Here is a 21,890-nt window from a genome sequence, read left to right on the forward strand (position 1 = left end):
TTCTGTCGTATGCAGCTCTGATCGTGCGCAAATCCGTTCCGATGCAACGGATTGTTGCCCTGCCAATCGATTACAACGGCTGTTTTTTGCGCAGCAGCGTGGTCGCGGAGACACCCCGCCTGCCTTCAGGGCGTCACACGCGCGAGCGATCCTGGGCATCGGGCCGGCCCACCAGGCCCTGCCAGCCGCCGCGCGCCACCGCCGCCCAGCGCGCCAGCCGCTGGTCGGGCAGCAGCGCCTGGAGTGCCACCTTGCGCAGCAGCGGCGCGACCAGGTGCCTGCGCCAACCTGCCGGAACCTCGCGCGAACGCAGCAGCCACAAGGCATTGCGCACCTGGAAGTACACACGCGCCGGCGCATGCGCGAGCACCCTGCGCCCCAGCACCCGCACGCCCGCCCGCCCAATGGTGTGCACCATCGCCACATCGCCAGTCTGCACCACCACCAGGCCGCGGTGCCGCGCGCGCCAACACCACTCGGTGTCAACCAGGTCGATGAACCAGTCGGCGCGAAACGGCCCCACAGCAGCCAGGGCCGGCGCCGCGACCAGGCAGCCGGAAGTGATCACATGGTCCACCGCTGCGGCCGGGCCAGGCACCAGGGCACTGGACGCCACCAGCCCCCCCCGCCCATCCACCCGGGTCACCGGCAGGGGCGCGCCCGTGGCTTCATCCACCACGGCCGCGCCCAGCGCCGCCCAGGTCGCATCGGCCTCGCGCGCCCAGATGCCCAGCAGCTGCGGCACATAGCCAGGAGGTGGCAGGGAGTCCTGGTCGAAGCTCAGCAGAAAATCGTAGCCCTGCGCCAGCACACGCCCGCGTGCGATCTCCAGCGCAGCGCCCATGCCCAGGTTGCGGGGCGCGCGGTACCACTGCACGCCCTGCATCTGGTTCCAGGGGGCGGCCTGCGGGTCGATGGTCTGGCCGTTGTCGATGACGAGCAGGCCCGCCACGTCCGGCAGCAGGCGCTCGATCAGGGCCGCCAGCCGGTCCGCCTGCGGCAGGTAGGCGACCACGCAAGCCAGCACACGCGGGCTCATGGCGTGCCGCCCCCGCTGCGGACGGCGTCTGCGCGGCACAGCGCCTCGTAGGCGTCGGCGATCGCCTCCCAGCGGTAGCGCGCCGACTGCACCAGTTGCGGCCCCGGCACCCAGGCCGGCAGCGCCGGGTGCTGCAGCTGCGCCATGAGCGACGGCACGTCGGCAAAGTAACCGCACCCACCCGCCAGCGTATGGCGGTTGAAGCTGCAGTCGAAGGCGAGCAGCGGCCGACCATAGGGCAGCATTTCCACCAGGGAAGGGTTGGTGCCCCCCACGCTGTGGCCGTGCAGGTAGATGTGGCAGCAGGCGCGCAGGGCGGCCAGCGCCCGGGGGTCGAACAGCGAGTCGATGAACCGGATGCGCGGCTCGCCCTGGTAGCGGGCCTGCAGCTCGCGTCCGAGCGGCGTACCGCCGAAGTTGCCCACCACCACATACTGGGGCTGGGGCGAGGCCAGAAAGGCCTGCAGCATCTCGGCAATCTGGTTCTCGGGCTCGATGCGGGCCACGGTCAGCAGGTAGCCGCCCGGTGCCAGGCCGAAGCGCTCGCGCACCAGGGCCTGGGCCTCGGCTGCGGGCAACTGCTGCACATGGTCGCAGCCATAGGCAATCACGGTGCTGGCGCGGCCGTACCGGGCCTGCACCATCTCGGCGATGGCCTGGTTGTCGCTCACCACCACGTGGGCATGGCGCACGGCCAGGGCTTCACTGCGCGCCAGGAACCAGCGCTTGAAACCGGTCCACTTGTCGCGCCGGGTCTCCAGCCCGTCCACATTCACGATGATGCGGCGCCGGCCAGCCAGGCGCCGCAGCCAGGGCATGAAAATGCCGCCCGAGACACCCATCACCAGCATGGCATCCGACTGGCGCCAGCAGAGCAGGAAGTTGAGCAGGTCGTACGGCACGGACCACAGGCCGTTGGCACGCAGCGGCAGGTAGCGGTGCACCAGACCCGCCTGGGGAACCGCCCGCTCTGTGCGCCCGACCGAGGAGCCGAACACCTGCACGGCATGGCCACGCCGGGCCAGCCGTGGCGCCAGTTGCTCCACGCAGGTCTCGAACCCGCCGTAGCGGGCCGGCATGCCATCGGTGCCGATGACGGCGATGCGCAGTGCCTTGGCGGCCGCACCCTTCACGGCCTGGCACTCCCATGGGCAGGGCGCAGCAATTGCAGCAACAGGAAGATGCCCAGGGCCCGCCGCCGCAGCGTGGGTGCCGACACCAGGGCATGGAAGGCCAGGTGCAGGGCCGTACGCAGGCGGCTGTGGCCGGCCCAGGGCCGAGACAGCCACACCGGCCCCGCTGCTGCGCTGGCAGCGGGCACCAGCCCTGACGAGGGGGCCCGCGCCCAGGCCATGGCCTGCACCAGCACGCGTTCGGCCAGCTGCATGCCGCGCTGCAGCTGCTCACCCAGCCGGCGCTCGCGCGATGCCCCCAGCAGGTTGGCACCGTGCTGCCGGTACAGCGACAGGGCTTGCGGCACATAGACCAGGCACTGCATGCGCTGGGCCACCAGGGCCACGGCCCAGTCGTGCATCACATAGGCATCCTGCCCGGGCAACCGGGCCATCAGCGCCAGAAAGTCCCCGGAGAGCAGCAGCGTGTGCCCGACCACCGGGTTGGTCAGCAGCAACCGTCGGGGATCGAGGTCGCGCGGCACGGCGTACGGGTTGCCGGTGTAGAAGCTGGGCTGCAGAGGGGCGAGCGCCTCGTCCACCACCTGCACGTCATGGAACAGCGCCCAGGGCCGGGGCCTGTGGGCCGCTGCCTCCAGCATGGCAGCCACCTTGCCGGGCAGCCAGACGTCGTCCTGGTCGGCCAGGAAGATACTGTCTGCCGCATCGACGCGGGATGCCAGATAGCCGATGGCACGCAAGAAGGACATCGCCGGCCCGGGAGCGTCGCCGAGCCAGTGCAGCTCAAGGGGGGCGCCCGGCTGGGACGCCAGCTGGCTCAGCACGGCCCGCGTGCCGTCGTCGGACGCATGGTCGAAGACGTGGATCACGTCCACGGCGCGGGACTGGGCGCGGATCGAGGCAATCTGCTGCGCAATGAAGCGGGCCCCGTTGTGGCTGCACAGGAGCACATGCAGGGTCATGCCGGACTTTTCAGGTGCGCCAGGGGCCGCCGTCAGCGGGTGGCGGCAACAGCAGCGAAGACTTCCGCGTTCTCCAGGGTCAGGCCCTGCTGGTCCTTGGCCGACAGCAGCGGGTTGGCGCCGATGTCGGGCCATTCGATGCCGATGGAAGGGTCGTTCCAGATGATGCAGCGCTCGTGCGCCGGCGCGTAGTAGTCGGTGGTCTTGTACAGAAACTCCGCCGTCTCGCTGAGCACCAGGAAGCCGTGCGCAAAGCCCGGCGGCACCCACAGCTGGCGGTGGTTGTCTTCGCTCAGCTCCTCACCGACCCACTGGCCGAAGGTGGGCGAGCCCTTGCGGATGTCCACCGCCACGTCGAACACGGCACCACGCACCACGCGCACCAGCTTGCCCTGGGGCTGCTGGACCTGGTAGTGCAGGCCGCGCAGCACGCCGCGGGCGCTGCGGCTGTGGTTGTCCTGCACGAAATCGTGGTCGGTACCGGTCGCCTCGTTGAAGGCGCGCTGGTTGAAGCTTTCGAAGAAGAAGCCGCGCGCGTCGCCGAACTTCTTGGGTTCGATCAGCACGACGTCGGGAATGGCCAGTCGGGTTGCTTGCATGGAATGAATTTCAGGGAATCAGTAGATCTTTTCTTTGAGCACGCGCATCAGGTACTGGCCGTACCCGTTCTTGGTCAGCGGCTGCGCCAGGCGCTCCAGTTGCGCGCTGTCGATCCACTGGCAGCGCCAGGCGATCTCTTCGGGGCACGCGATCTTCAGGCCCTGGCGGTGCTCCAGCGTGGCGATGAACTGGCCGGCTTCGAGCAGGCTCTCGTGCGTGCCGGTATCGAGCCAGGCGTAGCCCCGGCCCATGATCTCCACGTTCAGCTGGCCGCGCTCCAGGTACAGTCGGTTGAGGTCGGTGATCTCGTACTCGCCCCGGGCCGAGGGCTTGAGGCCCTTGGCCAGCTCCACCACCTGGTTGTCGTAGAAATACAGGCCCGTCACCGCATAGCTCGACTTGGGGACCTTGGGCTTTTCCTCCAGCGACAGCACCTTGCCGTTGGCGTCGAACTCGGCCACGCCGTAGCGCTCGGGGTCGTGCACATGGTAGGCGAACACGGTGGCGCCATCGGTGCGCTCGGCCGCGCTGCCCAGCAGTTCGTGGAAGTCGTGCCCGTGGAAGATGTTGTCACCCAGCACCAGCGCGCTGGGCGCTCCCGCCAGGAAAGACTCGCCGATCACGAAGGCCTGCGCCAGACCGTCGGGGCTGGCCTGCACCGCATACTGCAGGTTGATGCCCCACTGGCTGCCATCGCCGAGCAATTGCTCGAAACGCGGCGTGTCCTGCGGGGTGCTGATCACCAGGATGTCGCGGATGCCCGCGAGCATCAGCGTGCTCAGCGGGTAATAGATCATGGGTTTGTCGTACACCGGCAGCAATTGCTTGCTGATGGCCAGGGTGGCCGGGTGCAGCCGGGTTCCGGAGCCTCCGGCGAGGATGATGCCTTTGCGTGCCGTCATGGGGTATTTTTCAGAGAATCTCGGTGAGCATGCGCGCCACGCCGGCCTGCCAATGCGGCAGGGTCAGGCCGAAGGTGCTGCGCAGCTTGGTGGTGTCCAGGCGCGAGTTGTGCGGGCGCACGGCTGGCGTGGGGAAGGCGCTGGTCGGCACGGGAGCGACTTCCTTGGCGACGATCTTTTCACCCACCGGGTGCTTCGCGGCCAGTGCCAGCACGAACTTCGCGTACTCGTTCCAGTTCGTCTCGCCGGCTGCGACCAGGTGGTACAGGCCCGCATCCTCGGGGTGCTGCTGCAGGTGGCGAATGGCGTGGGCCGTCACATCGGCCAGCAGGTCGGCACCGGTCGGTGCGCCCCACTGGTCATCGATCACCGTCAGGCGCTCGCGCTCCTGGGCCAGGCGCAGCATGGTCTTGGCGAAATTGCTGCCGCGTGCGGCATACACCCAGCTGGTGCGCAGGATCAGGTGCTTCGCGCCGGACTGGGCGATCAGCTGCTCGCCTTCGAGCTTGGTACGGCCGTAGACGCTCAAGGGGGCGGGTGCATCGGACTCCACCCAGGGGCGGCTGCCGCTGCCATCGAACACGTAATCGGTGCTGTAGTGCACCAGCCAGGCGCCAAGCTTCGCGGCCTCCTGCGCGATGGCGCCAGGGGTGGTGGCGTTCAGCGTGCGGGCGAAGTCGGCCTCGCTCTCGGCCTTGTCCACGGCGGTGTGGGCCGCGGCGTTGACGATGACGTCGGGGCGCAGGGCGCGCACCGTTTCGGCCACGCCAGCGGGGTTGGAGAAGTCACCGCAGTGCTCGGTGCTGTCGAAGTCCAGCGCCGTGACCGTACCCAGCACGGACAGGCTACGCTGCAGTTCCCAGCCGACCTGGCCGCCCTTTCCGAAGAGCAGGATGTTCATGCGCTGGCGTCCGCAACGGCTGCGGGCTCCTGCGCGTACTGGGTCTGCACCCAGTCACGGTAGGAACCGGTCTGCACGCTGGCCACCCAGTCGGCATGCTCCAGGTACCACTGCACGGTCTTGCGGATGCCGGTGTCGAAGGTCTCGGCAGGCTTCCAGCCCAGCTCGCGCTCGATCTTGCGCGCATCGATGGCGTAGCGGCGGTCGTGGCCCGGACGGTCCTTTACATAGGTGATCTGGGTGCGGTAGCTCTGGCCATCGGCGCGGGGGCGCAGCTCATCGAGCAGGCCGCAGACCATGTTCACGATCTCGATGTTGGGCTTCTCGTTCCAGCCGCCCACGTTGTAGGTCTCGCCGGGGGCGCCGGCTTCCAGCACGCGGCGGATGGCGCTGCAGTGGTCCTTCACGTAGAGCCAGTCGCGCACCTGCATGCCATCGCCGTACACCGGCAGGTTCTTGCCGGCCAGGGCGTTGACGATCATCAGCGGGATCAGCTTCTCGGGGAAGTGGTAGGGCCCGTAGTTGTTGCTGCAGTTGGTGGTGAGCACCGGCAGGCCGTAGGTGTGGTGCCAGGCGCGCACCAGGTGGTCGCTGGCGGCCTTGCTGGCGCTGTAGGGGCTGTTCGGCTCGAAACCGCGCGTCTCGGCGAATGCCGGGTCCGTGGGTGCCAGCGATCCGTACACCTCGTCGGTGGAGACATGCAGGAAGCGGAACGCCGCGCGCTCGCCCTCGGGCAGTGAGCTCCAGTGGGCGCGCACGGCCTCCAGCAGGCGGAACGAGCCGACGATGTTGGTCTGGATGAAGTCCTCGGGCCCGTGGATGGAGCGATCCACATGCGATTCGGCCGCAAAGTTGACCACCGCACGCGGCTTGTGCTCGGCCAGCAGGCGGGCGATCAGGGCGGTGTCGCCGATATCGCCCTGCACGAAGACATGGCGGGCATCGCCCTGAAGGCTGTCCAGGTTGTGCAGGTTGCCCGCGTAGGTGAGCTTGTCGAGGTTGACGACGGGCTCGCTGGAGGCAGCAAGCCAGTCAAGAACGAAGTTGGCGCCGATGAAACCCGCGCCGCCGGTAACCAGAATCATAGGGTGGGCTGTGTGAAATGCCTGCTCGGCAGAACCCGCGATTATCCCACCCCGCCCGGTTACCCGGTAACAGAGTTCAACACGGGCCGGCCGGGGCGGGTGGAAAGGCCATCAGAAATGGATGCCACGCATCATCTGCTGCAGCGCCACCGCTTCGGCGGAAAGCTGCGGCTTGGCGTCCTTGGCCCCCTTGGCGGCGGTGGAATCCGGGAACATGCGGAAACTCGTGTTCATGGTGATCTGCGCCACGCGCGGCACCAGCGCATGCAGGATCTGCCCGGTGATGCCCAGGCGCGTGGCGATGCGCACCGGCTTGAAGATGCAGGCCTGGGCGATCATGTCGGCCGCCTCCTCGGGGCTCAGCGTGGGCACGTTGTTGTAGATCTTGGTCGGCGCGATCATGGGCGTGCGCACCAGCGGCATGTTGATGGTGGTGAAGGTGATGCCCTGGTCGGCGAACTCGCTCGAGGCACAGCGCGTCCAGGCATCCAGGGCGGCCTTGCTGGCCACATAGGCCGAAAAGCGCGGCGCATTGGTCAGCACGCCGATGGAGCTGATGTTGACCACATGGCCCTTGCGCTTGGCCACCATGCCGGGCAGAAAGCCCATGGTCACGCGCAGGCAGCCAAAGTAGTTGAGCTGCATGGTGCGCTCGTAGTCGTGGAAGCGGTCGTAGCTCGACTCGATGGCGCGGCGGATGGAACGGCCCGCGTTGTTGATCAGGAAGTCCACGCCGCCGTGCTTGTCGATCAGGAGCTGCACGAAGCGGTCGCAATCGGCCATGTCGGCGATATCGGCGGCATAGGCGATGAACTCGTAGCCCTTGGCCCGGGCTTCGGCGCAGGCCTCGTCGAGCTTGTCCTGGTCGCGGCCGCAGATGATGGTGGTGGCACCCGCCTCAGCAAACTTGTGCGCGGCCGCCAGGCCGATGCCCGAGGAGCCCCCCGTGACCAGCACCACCTTGCCACCCGCCGTGCCCTTGAGGCTGCGGTCGATGAACAGCTCGGGGTCGAGGTTGCGCTCCCAGTAGTCCCACAGGCGCCAGGCATAGTCCTTGAGGTTGGGGCAGCTCACGCCCGAGCCCTTGAGCGCCGCCAGGGTCTCGCGGCAATCGAAGCGCGTGGGGTAGTTCACGAAGGTCAGCATGTCCTCGGGCAGGCCCAGGTCCTTCAAGACGGCATTGCGCACGCGGCGCACGGGCGCCATGGCCATCAGGCTCTTCTTGATGCCCTTGGGGATGAAGCCCAGCAGCGCGGCGTTGATGAACAGGTTCATGCGTGGCGCATGCGCGGCGCGGCTGAAGATGTCGAGCACGTCGCCCACGCGGTAGCCCACCGGGTCCACCAGGTGGTAGCACTTCTTGCCGATGTCCTTCTGGTGGCTGATGACGTTAAGCGCGTTGACCACGAAGTCCACCGGCACGATGTTCACGCGCCCGCCCTCCAGGCCCACGGTGGGCATCCAGGGCGGCAGCAGCTGGCGCAGGCGCTGGATCAGCTTGAAGAAGTAGTAGGGGCCGTCGATCTTGTCCATCTCACCGGTCGTGCTGTCGCCCACCACCATGGCCGGGCGGTACACCGTCCAGGGCACCTTGCAGTCCTCGCGCACGATCTTCTCGCTCTCGTGCTTGGTCTGGAAGTACGGGTGGTCCAGGCCCTCGGCCTCCTCGAACATGTCCTCGCGGAACACACCTTCGTACAGGCCGGCCGCGGCGATGGACGAGACATGGTGGAAGTGCCCGGCGTCGATGGCCTTGGCCAGGTCGACCGTATTGCGCGTGCCCTCGATGTTCACGGCCACCTGGGTTTCCTCATCCGCCCCGAGGTCGTAGACCGCGGCCAGGTGGTAGAAGTGGTCGATCTGGCCCTTGAGCTTTTTCACGTCCTCGGAGGCCACGCCGAGCTTCTTGGCCGTGAGGTCGCCGAACACCGGCACCGCCCGCGCGGCCGACACGCCCCAGTAGCTGCGCAGGTCGGCCACCTTGTCCGCGCTCTCGCGCCGGATCAGGAAGTGCACCACGGCCCCCTTGCGCTCCAGCAGCTTCTTCACGAGCCGCTTGCCAATGAACCCCGTCGCTCCCGTCACGAAATACTGCATGAAAAAACTCCTGTGAGATCTGTTCATTCTTGCCCAAGCGCATGGCCGGTGGATTCAGCACAAACCCGCGCAGCCCGGTGGCCGACCAGCATGGCCTGCTAGAGGCCACGCTCTACGTTTTTAGGAGCGCGCGCCTACACCTGGCCTGCCACGCGGCGTACAGTTCGGCCATGCGCCAAAGCCACCCGGCACTGGCAACCCCAACCACCCACCCGCATACCGGAGGCCCCATGGTCAAGAAACTGCAGAAACTCAGCGCCGACAAGAAGAATGGCAATGCCCAGCTGTCGAGCACCGTCAAGGACTCGGCCCAGCAGATCTGGCTGGCGGGCCTGGGTGCCTTCTCCAAGGCCCAGGAAGAAGGCGGCAAGGTGTTCGAGTCCCTGGTCAAGGAAGGCCTGTCCATCCAGCGCAAGACCCAGGCCGTGGCCGAAGAGAAGATCTCCGAAGCCACCAGCCGCGTGACCACCATGGCCAGCGACATCGGCACCAAGGCCCAGGGCCAGTGGGACAAGCTCGAGAACATCTTCGAAGACCGCGTGGCCAAGGCCCTGTCCAAGCTCGGCGTGCCCTCGGCGCGTGACCTGGAAGCCCTGACGGCGCGCGTGGACGCACTGACCAAGGGCACCGGCAAGGCAGCCCCGGCCAAGGCACCTGCCAAGGCCGCAGTGAAGGCAGCCGCCCCCGCGAAGAAGGCAGCCGCCAAGAAGGCCGCCGCCCCCCGCAAGGCTGCAGCCAAGCCTGCCGCCAAGGCCGCTCCTGCCAAGAAGGCAGCAGCCCCCGCGAAGAAGGCCAGCGCCAAGGCCGCTGCGCCCGCCTCGGCAGCTGCCGCTTCCAACTGATCGCCCCCAGCCAATGGGCCGCCCCGACCGGCCCGTTGCTGCGAACGGCTGACACGCCCTGTGCGTGCCAGCCGTTTTTTCGTTGGCCTCCCTTGCCGCAGGGCATGGAAACCGGTTCTAAGGACATGCCAATATTGATGCAGTGCAGCATCAGCGCCTCGGTTAGAGTAGCCACCAGAGACATCCCAACACCGATCCAAAACGACGCGAAGAGGGCCCGCACACATGGTGAAGAAAGCGCCGCGACGCACCGCAGAACGCATCTTGGAAGTCACGCTGGACCTGTTCAACCGGTTTGGCGAACCCAACGTCTCCACCACCCTGATCTCGGCCGAGCTGCGCATCAGCCCCGGCAACCTGTACTACCACTACCCGGCCAAGGACGAGCTGATCAATGCGCTGTTCGACCGCTATGAGCAGTCGCTGACCGAGCTGCTCGCCGCCGCCGACGGGGTGCGCAACGTGGAGGACGCCTGGTTCTTCATGCACACGCTGTTCGAGCTCATCTGGCAGTACCGTTTTCTGTACCGCGACCTCAACGACCTGCTGTCCAAGAACCGGCGCCTGGAGACCCATTTCCAGGCCATCCTCAAGAACAAGACCCGCGCCGTGCGCGCCATGCTGGATGGCATGGGCCGCTCGGACGCGCTGCACATCGACACGCGCGAGCTCGAGGCCACGGCGACCAGCATGGTGGTGGTGCTGACCTACTGGCTGAGCTTCGAGTACGTGCGCGACCCGCGCCGCGCCCTGGAGCCCGAAAGCGCCCAGGCGGCCCTGCTGCGCGGCGCCCACCATGTGCTCAACCTGCTCATGCCCTACCTGGAAAGCGGGCAGCGCGCACACCTGCTGGAACTCGTTGGCGCCTACGCCGCCACCCCACCGGGCTGAGCGCCCAGGCGCCATCCCCCCAACACCCGACCCCAAGAACCACAGGAGACACACCATGGCCAAATGGACCCCTTTTCCCCATGCGGGTGACTACAGCTTCGATGCCACGAGCGTGAAGAAGCACTGGGCCCGGCTGCACAGCGGCGACGCCGAGCCCTGCCCCAAGGACGCGGCTGTGCTGCAGGCCTGGGCGCTGTTCCACAGCGGTGACTTCGAGAAAGCCACCGCCGCCGGCCTGGCCGCTGGCGGCCCCGGCATCACCGTGGCCAACAAGGCCACGGCCATCTACGCCAACTACCTCGAGCAGAAGGAAAAGACCCGCCTGGACCTGTTCACCCAGGTGGCCGAGCGCGCCGAAGCCCAGGCCGGTGACGACCCGAACAACGCCAATGCCTGGTACTGGCATGCCTACGCCCTGGGCCGCTACAGCCAGGGCATCAGCGTGGCCAAGGCCCTGGCCCAGGGCCTGGGCGGCAAGGTCAAGGAGTCGCTCGAGAAATCCATCGCCCTGGCCCCCAAGCACGCCGACGCCCGCATTGCGCTGGGCGCCTTCCACGCCGAGGTGATCGACAAGGTGGGCTCGCTGATCGGTGGCATGACCTATGGCGCCAAGAAGGACACCGGGCTCAAGCTGTTCCAGGAAGCCCTCAAGCTCAACCCCGGATCGGCCATCGCCATGGTGGAGTACGCCAATGCGCTGGTGATGCTCGAAGGCGACAAGAAGATGAAGGAAGCGACCCAGCTCTACGAGAAGGCCGCTGCCTGCGATTCCGCCGACGCCATGGAGCGCCTGGACGTGGAAATGGCGCGCGCCGAGCTGGAAGACTGACGCCGCTGGGCGCCGCCCCGGCGCTCAGCCAGCAAAGCGCCGGGAGGCGATCTCCAACAGTCCGTCGAAGATCAGGTTGTCCACCAGCTCAAAGGGGCGCGTCATGCTCGGCGCCATCTTCCAGCCGGCGCCGCCGGTCATGATGCAGGCCGGCTCCTCGCCGCAGTGCTGGATAACATGCTGCACCATGCGCTCCACGGCGCCCGCGATGGCATAGGTGCCGCCGCTGGTCAGCGCATCGCTGGTGTTGGTGGGGAACATGCGCACGTCGCCCGTGGGCACATGAAGGCCGGCAGTGCCTGTTTCGAGCGCGCGCAGCATGATGCCGTGGCCCGGCAGGATCAACCCGCCCATGAAGCGCCCATGCGCGTCAATGCACTCCACGGTGACCGCCGTACCCACCATCACCACCACCAGCGGCCGCGCAGCCCCCTGGGCCAGCACATGGTGGCGCGCACCGATCATGGCCACCCAGCGGTCCGAGCCCAGGCGCGAGGGATGGTCGTAGCCGTTGACCAGCCCCGCCTCCTCGCCCGAGGACACCACCCACTGTGCGCCCACGTCCCACAGCTCCATCTGCTCCTGAACGCGGCGCTTGGCGGCGTCACCCGCCACCACGCAGCCGAGCATGCGCTGCGGCACCGGCAGGTCGGCCCAGCTGCCTTCGGCGAGCTTCTCGATGTGGTCCAGGAATTCGGCGCCGTGGGCCAGTAGCGTGGCCCCGGGGCGGTGGGCGTCGTACAGTGCCCATTTGAGGCGGGTGTTGCCGACGTCGATGGCCAGAAAAGTCATGCGGCGGATTATCCCGAGTTTTGGCCGGGCGCACCTGCCGCCCCCCATAACCCGTGCCATGCACGCCGTCGCACCGGGGACAGCCCGCGTGCGTCAATGTGAAAAATCGTGTCGCGCGCCCGTCTTACATTGCGGCGTCGCACTTTGCCGCTACAGTGGCCCTTCCTGTTTTGTGCAACCTTAGGAGATACGACATGGGTCTTTTCAGTTTCATCAAGGAAGCCGGTGAAAAGCTGTTCGGCGGCAAGGATGCGCACGCCGCCACGGCCGCCGCTCCATCGCAGGACGACCTCAACGCCACGGCGGCCAAGGCCATCGAGACCTACATCGGCACCCAGAACCTGGGCGCGACCAACCTGCAGGTCGCCTTCGATGGCAGCCAGGGCAAGGTCACCGTCAAGGGCGATGCCCCCACGCAGGCGGCCAAGGAAAAAGTCACCCTGTGCTGCGGCAACGTGGCCAGCGTCACCAGCGTCGAGAACCTGATGAACGTGACCAACCCCGAGCCCGAAGCCCAGTACCACGACGTGGTGCGCGGTGACACGCTCTCGGCCATTGCCAAGAAGTTCTACGGCGATGCCAACAAGTACCCCAAGATCTTCGAGGCCAACAAGCCCATGCTCACGCATCCCGACAAGATCTACCCAGGCCAGAAGCTGCGCATCCCGCCGCTCTGAGCGCACAGCGCTTCCCAACGAAAAAAGCGGGCCGCAAGGCCCGCTTTTTTCATGGTGCATGGTGCTCAGCCCTGTCGCCATGGCAGGCCTCTGAAGCGCCAGCCGCCTTTGCGGCCTCGATGCGCCTGGCCATCGGCATCCCCCTCGAACCCTTCGAGGATGTTGTAGGCCGTGATGCCCAGCTCGGTCGCACGCTTGGCGGCCGCCACCGAGCGCACGCCGCTGCGGCACAGCAACACCACGCGCCCACCCTCGGGCACAGCCAGGCGGATCTGTGCATCGAAATCGGGGTTCATGGCCATGCCGGGCCATTGCTTCCAGGCCACAGGCACGGCACCAGGCACCTGGCCCACCCATTCGCGCTCGGCATCGCTGCGCACGTCCACCAGCACGGCCTGGCCCTCCTGCACCCACTGCCAGGCCAGCGCGGGCGATACATCGCCGGCATAGCCTTCGGCCCCGCGCGGCGCCTGCAGCGACGCGCCATCGGCGTCCTGGCGCTGGCCCGAGTGCTGGTTGGCGGGCACGGCCTCGTCCATGCGGCGCGGGCGCGGCAGGTTGAGCGACTCCATCAACGCAACGAACTCGGCCTGGCTGCGGCCCGCCACGCGGGCGTTGCCGGCCTTCTCGGCACCGATGCTGCTGTGGCTGCGGCCCTGGTAGTCGTGGCCGGGCCAGACCGTGGTGTCATCGGGCAACGCGAACAACACGCCCGTGATGCTGCGGTACAGCGCCGCGGCGTCACCCGACTGGAAATCCGTGCGGCCACAGCCGTTGATGAGCAGCGCATCGCCCGTGAACACATGGTTGCGCCAGCGGTAGGACATGCTGCCCGCCGTGTGGCCGGGCGTGTGCAGCGCCTCCAGCGCTTCGCCGCCGAAATCCAGGGTGTGGCCGTGCTCAAGCTGCACGACCGCCGTGCCGATGTCGCAACCCGCCGGCACGGCCATCTGCGCACCCGTGTGCTCGGCCAGGCGTGCGGCACTGGTGATGTGGTCGGCATGGGTGTGGGTTTCCACCGTCCAGCGCAGCGTGAGGCCCAAAGACTGCAGCACGGCCAGGTCGCGGTCGAGGTGCTCGTCCACGGGGTCGATGATGACCGCCTGGCGCGTGGCGGGGTCGTGCAGCACGTAGGTGTAGGTGCTGGAGGCGGGGTCGAAGAGCTGCAGGGGGATCATGGTGGGCGCGGGAATGGCGGTGTTGCTGCCATTGTGCCGCGCCCGGTGTCTCCCTGCCCCGCGCGCGCTCAATCCCAAAGGGGGGCGGGCTCGTCGCGCAGGTGGTTGCGCAGGGCTGCATAGTCCGGGACGACGGTGGCCACCGTGTCCCAGAAGCGCGGGCTGTGGTCCATCACGCGCAGGTGGGCCAGCTCGTGCGCCACCACGTAATCGATCACCGCAGGCCGGTAGTGCAGCAGGCGCCAGTTCAGGCGGATGGAGCCATCGGCCTTGGCGCTGCCCCAGCGTGTCTGCGCGCTCGACAGGCGCAGGCTGGTCCAGCGCACGTCCAGCAGCGGCGCGAAGTGCTCCAGGCGCTCGGTGAAATGGCGCTTGGCATCGCGCATCAGCCAGGCCTGCACGGCATCGCGGATCTGCGCGGGCCCGGCGCTGTGCGGCAGTCCGATGTGCAGGCGCGAGGCCAGCGGCGCATCCGGATCCTCGGCCGAGGCGATGGCTTTGAGCTGCCCGCCGCGACCGCTGAAGCCGTGCGCAGGGTCGAGCACCACGGTGATCGGCCGGCCCAGGTAGGGCAGGACAGCGCCGTCGGCCCAGACGATGCGCCCCCCCTCCATGCGCTGCTGGCGCTCGCGCGCCTCACCGAGCTTGCGCAGGATCCAGTCGGACTTTTCGCGCAGCGCCGCATCGATGGCGCCCAGGGTCACCCAACTGGGAGCGCGCACCGACAGGCCATCGGGCCCCACGCTGAAACCGATGGTGCGCCGGCGCGCACGCTGCAGCGCATAGGCCACCACGGCCTCGCCCAGCAGCAGTTCGCGTTTGGCCTCGGGATGGCGGAATTCGGCAGGCGACAGCAGCGAAGGCAGGGGGACCGCTGGCGGTCCCACGGGCCGGGGCGGTGGCGTGGCGGGCACCTTGGCAACCGGTGGCGGCGCGGCGCCAGGGGGCGGCGCGTCGAAGAAGTCCAGCGCCATCTGCACGAGCCGCTGCATCATGGGGGGCGTCCGATCAATGCGCGGTCAACAGGCAGTCAATGGACTGCGGGATAGGCCTCGGGGTCGAGGCGACGCATCTCGGCCTCGATCCACGCCTCGACCTCTTGCATCAGCTCTTCCGCTTCGCGCCCGACGCTGGAGATCGGCTTGCCGATGGACACATCCACCACGCCCGGGCGCTTGACGAAGGCCCGGCGGCCCCACACCTTGGCCGAGGTCACGGCAATGGGCACCACCGGCGCGCCGGTTTCGATGGCCAGGCGCGTGCCACCGGTCTTGTAGGTGCCCTTCTGTCCGCGCTCGATGCGCGTGCCTTCGGGGAACATGATGATCCAGATGCCCTTGGCCAGCAGGTCCTTGCCCTGCTGCACCACCTTGTTGAAGGCCTGGGCGCGCTGGCTGCGGTCGATGTGGATCATGTCCAGCCGGCCGATGGCCCAGCCGAAGAAGGGCACGTAGAGCAGCTCCTTCTTGAACACATAGGCCAGCGGGTGCGGCATGATCGTGGGCATCAGAAAGGTCTCGTAGGTCGACTGGTGCTTGACCAGCAGGATGGCCCCCTCGTGCTCGCCCTGCGGCAGGTTCTCCATGCCCGACACCCGGGCGCGAATGTCCAGCAGCACACGCGCGCCGCTGATGCACAGCGACAGCCACGCGGCCGCGATGCGGTACAGCGGCAGGCCGCGCACGCCGAACAGGGTGCCCAGCATGATGAGCAACGCATAGGGCATGACGGTGGTCGCCATCCAGAGCAGGTGAATGATGGAACGGATCAGGGCCATGGTATGAAGGTCTTGCGCTGCCCGCCGCGGCGCAGGCGCGGGGTAGCCATGAGGGTGTTGCGAAAGGTCAGACCGCCATCAGGGGAGCCGTCGGCAACAGTTGCTCGACAAACGCCGCCAGGCTGTCGTGCACCTGGGTGCCCGGGGGATAGCCCGGCGGCAGTGCCTGTCCCGGCACCAGGCCGGCCGCGCTGCCAGTGCACACCAGGTGCAGCTGCGCGCCCAGCGCAGCACCCGCCTGCAGGTGCGCCAGGCAGCTGCCCACCACCTGCACGTCGTGGCGCTCCACCCCGTAGCGGTCGCTGATCTGCTCCAGCAGACCCGGGCCGGGCTTGCGGCAGGTGCATTCCTCCTCGGGCGCATGGGGGCAATAGAACACGGCATCGATGCGCCCGCCCACGGCGGACAGCTGCTTGTGCATTTTGGCGTGGATGGCATTGAGCGCCACCACGTCGAACAGCCCGCGCCCCAGGCCCGGCTGGTTGGTGGCCAGCGCCACATGCCAGCCAGCGTGGTTCAGGCGCGCGACGGCCTCGAGCGCGCCGGGAACGGCCGTCCACTCCTCGGGCGAGGTGATGAAATCCTCACCCAGCGGGTTCAGGGTGCCGTCGCGGTCCAGGATGGCGAGTTTCATGGGAATCCCCTTGTGACAGCCGCCAGCCTAGCAGGTCAGGCCGCCAGACGGGAGAGGTCGGCTACCCGGTTCATCGCGTCGTGCAGGCTCTTGAGCAGGCCCTGGCGGTTCAGGCGCAGGTCCATCTGCTCGGCGTTCACCATCACATCGTCGAAGAAGGCGTCGACCGGAGCGCGCAGCACGGCCAGCGTCTGCAGCGACGCGGTGTAGTCACCCGCGTCGAACTGGGCATTGGCCTCGGGCACGAAGCGCTGCAGCGCGGCATACAGGTCCTGCTCGGCCTTTTCCTGCAGCAGCTCGGGATTGACGTGCGCATCCACCTCGCCGGCCTTCTTGAGGATGTTGGCCACGCGCTTGTTGGCTGCGGCCAGGGCCGGGCTTTCGGGCAGCGCGGCAAAGGCGCGCACGGCGGCCAGCTGCTTTTCGACCAGGGCCAGGCGCTGCGGGCGCAGGGCCAGCACGGCATCGACTTCCTGGGCGCTGTAGCCCTGCTCGCGCAGGCTGCCGGCCAGGCGGTCGTAGATGAAATCGGCCAGCGCGGCCGAGGCATCGGTGATCTTGTCGCCGAAGGCGGGCACGGCACCGGCCAGCAGCGCGCCCATGTCCAGCGGCAGGTCCTTCTCGACCAGCATGCGGATCACGCCCAGTGCATGGCGGCGCAGCGCGAACGGGTCGCGGTCGCCCGTGGGCAGATTGCCGATGCCGAACATGCCCACCAGCGTCTCGAGCTTGTCGGCCAGCGCCACCACCACGCCGGCGCTGTTGCGCGGCAGCGTGTCGCCGGCAAAGCGGGGCTTGTAGTGGTCCTCGATGGCGTCCGCCACCACTTCGCCCAGGCCGTCGTTGAGCGCGTAGTAGCGGCCCATGGTGCCCTGCAGCTCGGGGAACTCGCCGACCATGTCGGTCACCAGATCGGTCTTGGCCAGTTGCGCGGCCTGGTCGGCCTGCGCCACCAGCGTGGCGTCGCCCAGCTGTTCGGCAATGGATTGGGCGATGGCGCGCACGCGCTCCACGCGCTCACCCTGCGTGCCCAGCTTATTGTGGTAGACCACCTTGGACAGGCCTTCGACGCGCGAGGCCAGCGTCTTCTTGCGGTCCTGGTCGAAGAAGAACTTGGCATCGGCCAGGCGCGGGCGCACCACGCGCTCGTTGCCGCCGATCACGAAGCTGGCGTCCGTGGGGCTGATGTTGCTCACCACCAGGAACTGGTGGGTGAGCTTGCCGGCCGCGTCGAGCAGCGGGAAGTACTTCTGGTTGGCCTTCATCGTGAGGATCAGGCACTCCTGCGGCACGTCGAGGAATTCCTGCTCGAACGCACAGGTCAGCACATTGGGGCGCTCGACCAGGGCCGTCACTTCGTCGAGCAGGGCGTCGTCTTCGATCGGGCGGGCGCCATTGCCCACCTTGGCGGCGGCGGCGGACAGTTGGCGCGCGATCTCGGCCTTGCGGCCTTCGAACGAGGCGATCACGGCGCCATCGCCCTGCAGCGTGGCAGCATAGCTGTCGGCGTCCTTGAACACCACGGGCGACACGGCCGCCTCGAAGCGGTGGCCCTGCGTGCTGTTGCCGGCCGACAGGCCCAGTGCCTTCACCGGCACCACGGTGCTGCCGTGCAGCGCCACCAGACCGTGCGCGGGGCGCACGAAGTTCACGCTGGTCCAGCCGGGCAGTTCGCAGTCGGACTCGAGCTGGTAGCTCATGACCTTGGGGATGGGCAGCTTGGCGAGGGACTCCAGCAGCGCCTTCTGCAGGCCTTCCTGCAACGTGGCGCCGGGCAGCACGCTGTCATAGAACAGGGCCTCGGCCTTGCCATCGGGGGCGCGCTTGAGCGCGGCCACGGCGGCTGCGGGGTCGGACACGTCGGCGCCCAGGGCCTGCAGCTTCTTGAGCAGGGCCGGCGTGGCATTGCCGCCGGCATCGAGGCCCACGGTCACGGGCATGAGTTTTTGCTGCACGGCCTTGTCGGCGGCCTTGTCGGCCACGGCCGTCAGGTGGGCGGCCAGGCGGCGGGGCGAGGCGAATGCCGTCACGGTGGAGGCCGGCGTGGCCAGGCCCAGGGCCTTGAGCTGCTCGGCCAGCACGCCGGCAAAGGCGTCGCCCAGCTTCTTGAGCGCCTTGGGAGGCAGCTCTTCCACGAACAGTTCGACCAGGAGGTTTTGCGTTGTCGTCATTTGTCAGGGGCTCCGGCGGGTTCAGGCGGTCTTCTTGGCCATTTGCTCCACCCATTCGCGGGGGGCCATGGGGAAGCCCAGGCGCTCGCGGCTCTCGTAGTAGCTTTGCGCCACGGCGCGCGCCAGGTTGCGGATGCGGCCGATGTAGGCGGCACGTTCGGTCACGCTGATGGCGCCGCGCGCATCGAGCAGGTTGAAGCTGTGGGCGGCCTTGAGCACCTGCTCGTAGGCCGGCAGGGCCAGTTGCTGCTCCATCAGGTGCTTGGCCTGCTTTTCGTGCGCGTTAAAGGCGGTGAACAGGAAGTCGGCGTCGCTGTGCTCGAAGTTGTAGGTGGATTGCTCCACCTCGTTTTGCTTGTAAACGTCGCCGTAGCTGAGCTTGGAGCCGTCCGCTCCCTCGGTCCAGGTCAGGTTGTAGACGTTGTCCACGCCCTGCAGGTACATGGCCAGGCGTTCCAGGCCGTAGGTGATCTCGCCCGTGGCGGGTTTGCAGTCGATGCCGCCCACCTGCTGGAAGTAGGTGAACTGCGTCACCTCCATGCCGTTGAGCCAGACTTCCCAGCCCAGGCCCCAGGCGCCCAGGGTGGGGTTCTCCCAATCGTCTTCGACGAAGCGGATGTCGTTCTTCTTCAGGTCGAAGCCCAGGGCCTCCAGCGAGCCCAGGTACAGCTCCAGGATGTTGGACGGTGCGGGCTTCAGGACCACCTGGAACTGGTAGTAGTGCTGCAGGCGGTTGGGGTTCTCGCCGTAGCGGCCGTCCTTGGGGCGGCGGCTGGGCTGCACGTAGGCCGCCTTCCAGGGCTCGGGGCCGATGGCGCGCAGGAAGGTGGCGGTGTGCGAGGTGCCGGCACCCACTTCCATGTCGTAGGGCTGCAGGAGGGCGCAACCCTGCGCGTCCCAGTAGGACTGCAGCTTCAGGATGATTTGCTGGAATGTCAACATGGCGTCTGTGGCGCTGGCGGACCAGGGCCGGGCATTAAGGGGGAATGGAAAAAGGCCGCTGCGCAGAGGTGACCCTTTGCGCACGCAAACCGGTGATTTTACGGCGCTGCAGCACGCCTTCGCTCGCAGACCCTCGGCAGGCTGCTCCCGGCCACGAAAACACCGCCCCAAGTACAAAGGCCGGGGCCCTTTTGGAGCCCCGGCCTTTCCAACCGATTGCGCAAGCTGTCTGTCTGCCGGTGCGCACCGGTGACTGCCCGCAAGGGCAGCCGGTCGGCGCACACGTGGTGCGCCAATTCAAGAAATCAGTACTCCCAGAAGATGCGCTGGAGTTCCTTGCTGTCGTTGGTCTTGGTCAGGGCCACCATGGCCAGGATGCGGGCCTTCTGCGGGCGCAGGTCGTGGGCCACGACCCAGTCGTACTTGTCGTCGGGTTGTTCGGCATTGCGCAGTACAAAGCCGTCGGGCACGCGGGCCGCGCGCACCACCTGCACACCCTGGGCGCGCAGCGCCTGCAGGGCAGGCACGGCCTGTGCGGCGACCGAGCCGTTGCCGGTGCCGGCGTGGACCAGCGCCTTCACGCCGGCCTTGCCGTAGGCCTCGATGCCGGTGGTGTTCATGTTGCCGTAGCCATAGACGATGTCGACCGCGGGCAGGGACTGGATCTCGTCGATGTTGAACTCGGACGCGGCCGTGTGGCGCTTGACCGGGGCACGGAACCAGTAGTTCTTGCCTTCCACCACCATGCCCAGCGGGCCCCACTGGCTCTTGAAGGCCTCGGTCTTGATGTTGATGGTCTTGCTCACGTCGCGACCGCTCTGGATCTCGTCGTTCATGGTGACCAGCACGCCCTTGCCGGCCGCATCCTTGCTGGCGGCCACGCCCACGGCGTCGTACAGGTTGAGGGCGCCGTCGGCCGACAGGGCCGTGCCGGGGCGCATGGAACCCACGACCACGATGGGCTTGGAGGTCCGCACCACCAGGTTCAGGAAGTAGGCGGTTTCTTCGAGCGTGTCGGTGCCGTGCGTGATGACGATGCCGTCCACGTCGGCCTGCTTGGCCAGGGCCGAGACGCGCTTGCCCAGCTGCAGCAGGTGCTCGTTGGTGAAGCTTTCCGAGGCGATCTGGAACACCTGCTCACCCGAGACACGGGCCACGCTCGCCAGCTCGGGCAGGCCGGCCAGCAGCTTGTCCACCGGCACCTTGGCCGCGGCATAGGTCGCACTGTTGGCGGCCGAGGCGCCAGCGCCGGCAATGGTGCCGCCGGTGGCCAGCACCACGACATGGGGACGGGCCGCCTGGGCCATGGCCACGGCCGATGCGGCCGAGAGCAGCAGGCCGGCAAGCCAGCGGTGCACGGGATGGGAAATGCGCATGACGGGAATCTCCAGACAGTTGTTTTGAAGAGGGTTGCCGCGCTTGGTGCCGCTGGCGCCCTCACCCGCTCGTTGGCGGTGCCGGATGGTATGAGAGACTTGCGCACACCGACAGGGAATAATCAGCCACCCCCTGTGAATTTCATTCATACCCATGAACCTGCGCCAACTCGAGGTCTTCCAGGCCGTGCTGCAAACCGGCAACATGAGCGCAGCGGCGCGCCTGCTGTGCATCACCCCCTCGGCCGTGAGCAAGGCCGTGGCGCACACCGAGCTGCAGTTGGGCTACCGCTTGTTCGTGCGCACGCCGGCCGGCCTCACGCCCACGCCCGAGGCCCAGGTGCTGGCAGCCGAGTCCACCGGCATCCACCGCCAGCTCGACGCATTGCGGCGCACGGCGCGCAACCTGGGCACCAGCGACACGGGGGACGTGCGCCTGGCGGCCATTCCATCCATCACGCACGAGTTTTTGCCCCGGGTGCTGCAGGAGCACGCGCTGCGCTACCCGCAGGTGGGCGTGGAGGTGCGCACCATCCACCAGGACCAGATGACACAGGCCCTGCTCACGCGCAGCGTGGACTTCTGCCTGGGCTTCTACAAGCACCCGCACCCGCAGGTACGCAGCGAGCTGCTGGTCAGCGGCCGCATGTACCTGGCGGTGGCGCAGTCGGTGTGGACGCGCGCGCCGCGCGCCGTGACACCGGCCGCCCGGCTGGCCCAGGTGCCGGTGATCCGGCTCGTGGGAGACGATCCCATGCGCCAGTCCATCGACGAGATCGCCCAGCGCCTGGGCACGCCGGCCGGGCCCGGGCTGCAGGTGCAGACCTCGCGCCTGGCACTCGACCTGGTGCGCCGGGGCATGGGCTGGACCGTGGTGGACTTCCTCACCGCCACCCAGCTCGATCCGCAGGCCATGGTGGCCGTGGAACTGCACGAGCTGCCGCCCATGTCGTTGTACAGCTACCACGCCCGCGCCCTGCCCCCGGGCCTGCCCGCCACGCGCATGCTGGCCATGCTGCCGGGGCTGCTGCACCAGGCCCTTTCGGCAAAGGCGGCATGAAA

At 67.9% G+C, this 21,890-nt stretch carries 21 protein-coding genes and 1 pseudogene; 5 read left to right on the top strand and 17 right to left on the bottom strand.

Translation table 11 applies throughout. From position 1 onward, the window contains the following. Positions 1–133 precede the first annotated feature (133 nt). The 8 genes from AC07PF_RS02880 to AC07PF_RS02915 form a co-directional block, all read right to left on the bottom strand. Positions 134–1,039, bottom strand: coding sequence for a glycosyltransferase family protein (locus tag AC07PF_RS02880; protein ID WP_494610832.1), 906 nt, complete (start codon positions 1,037–1,039; stop codon positions 134–136). Beyond that, positions 1,036–2,172 carry a DUF1972 domain-containing protein gene (locus AC07PF_RS02885; protein ID WP_494610833.1) on the bottom strand — a complete coding sequence of 379 codons (1,137 nt, stop codon included), beginning with the start codon at positions 2,170–2,172 and terminating at the stop codon, positions 1,036–1,038. Before AC07PF_RS02885 ends, AC07PF_RS02880 begins: the two co-directional genes overlap by 4 nt. Next, a complete protein-coding gene (locus tag AC07PF_RS02890) occupies positions 2,169–3,134 on the bottom strand; it encodes a glycosyltransferase (RefSeq protein WP_494610834.1) in 966 nt (321 codons plus the stop codon). The genes AC07PF_RS02885 and AC07PF_RS02890 overlap by 4 nt, the downstream gene beginning before the upstream one ends. Before the next feature lie 32 nt (positions 3,135–3,166). Continuing rightward, complete coding sequence (gene rfbC, locus AC07PF_RS02895; RefSeq protein ID WP_007851962.1) at positions 3,167–3,733, bottom strand: dTDP-4-dehydrorhamnose 3,5-epimerase; 567 nt, start codon at positions 3,731–3,733, stop codon at positions 3,167–3,169. An 18-nt stretch (positions 3,734–3,751) separates the two neighbouring features. Next, the gene (gene rfbA, locus AC07PF_RS02900; protein ID WP_007851963.1) at positions 3,752–4,636 is read right to left on the bottom strand and encodes a glucose-1-phosphate thymidylyltransferase RfbA; all 885 of its coding nucleotides are present in this window, start codon (positions 4,634–4,636) and stop codon (positions 3,752–3,754) included. A gap of 10 nt (positions 4,637–4,646) precedes the next feature. Next, the gene (gene rfbD / locus AC07PF_RS02905) at positions 4,647–5,537 is read right to left on the bottom strand and encodes a dTDP-4-dehydrorhamnose reductase (RefSeq protein ID WP_494610835.1); all 891 of its coding nucleotides are present in this window, start codon (positions 5,535–5,537) and stop codon (positions 4,647–4,649) included. Continuing rightward, a complete protein-coding gene (gene rfbB, locus AC07PF_RS02910; protein WP_494610836.1) occupies positions 5,534–6,622 on the bottom strand; it encodes a dTDP-glucose 4,6-dehydratase in 1,089 nt (362 codons plus the stop codon). Before rfbB ends, rfbD begins: the two co-directional genes overlap by 4 nt. A gap of 111 nt (positions 6,623–6,733) precedes the next feature. Beyond that, complete coding sequence (locus tag AC07PF_RS02915; protein WP_494610837.1) at positions 6,734–8,719, bottom strand: SDR family oxidoreductase; 1,986 nt, start codon at positions 8,717–8,719, stop codon at positions 6,734–6,736. Between the two features lie 230 nt (positions 8,720–8,949). Here AC07PF_RS02915 and AC07PF_RS02920 point away from each other — a divergent pair, with 230 nt between their 5' ends. From AC07PF_RS02920 to AC07PF_RS02930, 3 genes are all read left to right on the top strand, one after another. Beyond that, positions 8,950–9,561, top strand: a complete 612-nt coding sequence (locus AC07PF_RS02920; protein ID WP_494608336.1) for a phasin family protein — start codon at positions 8,950–8,952, stop codon at positions 9,559–9,561. Between the two features lie 225 nt (positions 9,562–9,786). Continuing rightward, entirely contained in the window at positions 9,787–10,452 is a 666-nt protein-coding gene (locus AC07PF_RS02925) for a TetR/AcrR family transcriptional regulator (protein WP_007851973.1), read from the top strand. Positions 10,453–10,507: 55 nt separating this feature from the next. Beyond that, positions 10,508–11,281 (top strand): hypothetical protein, encoded by a 774-nt coding sequence (locus AC07PF_RS02930; RefSeq protein ID WP_494610838.1) that lies wholly within the window; start codon positions 10,508–10,510, stop codon positions 11,279–11,281. A 24-nt stretch (positions 11,282–11,305) separates the two neighbouring features. Here the strand turns inward: AC07PF_RS02930 and AC07PF_RS02935 are convergent, their stop codons facing one another. Further along, positions 11,306–12,073 carry a type III pantothenate kinase gene (locus AC07PF_RS02935; RefSeq protein WP_494608337.1) on the bottom strand — a complete coding sequence of 256 codons (768 nt, stop codon included), beginning with the start codon at positions 12,071–12,073 and terminating at the stop codon, positions 11,306–11,308. 194 nt (positions 12,074–12,267) lie between these two features. Between AC07PF_RS02935 and lysM the strand changes: the two genes are divergently transcribed. Continuing rightward, positions 12,268–12,750 carry a peptidoglycan-binding protein LysM gene (gene lysM / locus AC07PF_RS02940; RefSeq protein WP_007851976.1) on the top strand — a complete coding sequence of 161 codons (483 nt, stop codon included), beginning with the start codon at positions 12,268–12,270 and terminating at the stop codon, positions 12,748–12,750. Positions 12,751–12,815: 65 nt separating this feature from the next. Here lysM and AC07PF_RS02945 read toward each other — a convergent pair whose 3' ends face one another. The 8 genes and pseudogenes from AC07PF_RS02945 to AC07PF_RS02980 form a co-directional block, all read right to left on the bottom strand. Further along, positions 12,816–13,307 (bottom strand): rhodanese-like domain-containing protein, encoded by a 492-nt coding sequence (locus AC07PF_RS02945; RefSeq protein ID WP_369751434.1) that lies wholly within the window; start codon positions 13,305–13,307, stop codon positions 12,816–12,818. Positions 13,308–13,427: 120 nt separating this feature from the next. Beyond that, positions 13,428–13,928 (bottom strand): annotated as a pseudogene (locus AC07PF_RS02950) (MBL fold metallo-hydrolase); the annotation flags it as partial. 68 nt (positions 13,929–13,996) lie between these two features. Further along, positions 13,997–14,923: a M48 family metallopeptidase gene (locus AC07PF_RS02955; RefSeq protein WP_494610839.1), complete on the bottom strand. Its 927-nt coding sequence runs from the start codon at positions 14,921–14,923 to the stop codon at positions 13,997–13,999. A gap of 35 nt (positions 14,924–14,958) precedes the next feature. Then, positions 14,959–15,705, bottom strand: a complete 747-nt coding sequence (locus AC07PF_RS02960; RefSeq protein WP_494610840.1) for a lysophospholipid acyltransferase family protein — start codon at positions 15,703–15,705, stop codon at positions 14,959–14,961. Between the two features lie 67 nt (positions 15,706–15,772). Continuing rightward, positions 15,773–16,339, bottom strand: a complete 567-nt coding sequence (gmhB, locus tag AC07PF_RS02965) for a D-glycero-beta-D-manno-heptose 1,7-bisphosphate 7-phosphatase (RefSeq protein WP_007851981.1) — start codon at positions 16,337–16,339, stop codon at positions 15,773–15,775. Positions 16,340–16,374: 35 nt separating this feature from the next. Next, positions 16,375–18,510 carry a glycine--tRNA ligase subunit beta gene (gene glyS / locus AC07PF_RS02970; protein ID WP_494610841.1) on the bottom strand — a complete coding sequence of 712 codons (2,136 nt, stop codon included), beginning with the start codon at positions 18,508–18,510 and terminating at the stop codon, positions 16,375–16,377. Positions 18,511–18,531: 21 nt separating this feature from the next. Then, positions 18,532–19,452, bottom strand: a complete 921-nt coding sequence (gene glyQ, locus AC07PF_RS02975; protein ID WP_007851987.1) for a glycine--tRNA ligase subunit alpha — start codon at positions 19,450–19,452, stop codon at positions 18,532–18,534. 305 nt (positions 19,453–19,757) lie between these two features. Then, positions 19,758–20,828: an asparaginase gene (locus tag AC07PF_RS02980; protein WP_145694732.1), complete on the bottom strand. Its 1,071-nt coding sequence runs from the start codon at positions 20,826–20,828 to the stop codon at positions 19,758–19,760. 154 nt (positions 20,829–20,982) lie between these two features. Between AC07PF_RS02980 and AC07PF_RS02985 the strand changes: the two genes are divergently transcribed. After that, positions 20,983–21,888, top strand: coding sequence for a LysR family transcriptional regulator (locus tag AC07PF_RS02985; RefSeq protein ID WP_007851992.1), 906 nt, complete (start codon positions 20,983–20,985; stop codon positions 21,886–21,888). The last annotated feature ends 2 nt before the right edge of the window (positions 21,889–21,890 follow it).

The sequence above is a fragment of the Acidovorax sp. GW821-FHT10A04 genome, from assembly GCF_059415825.1.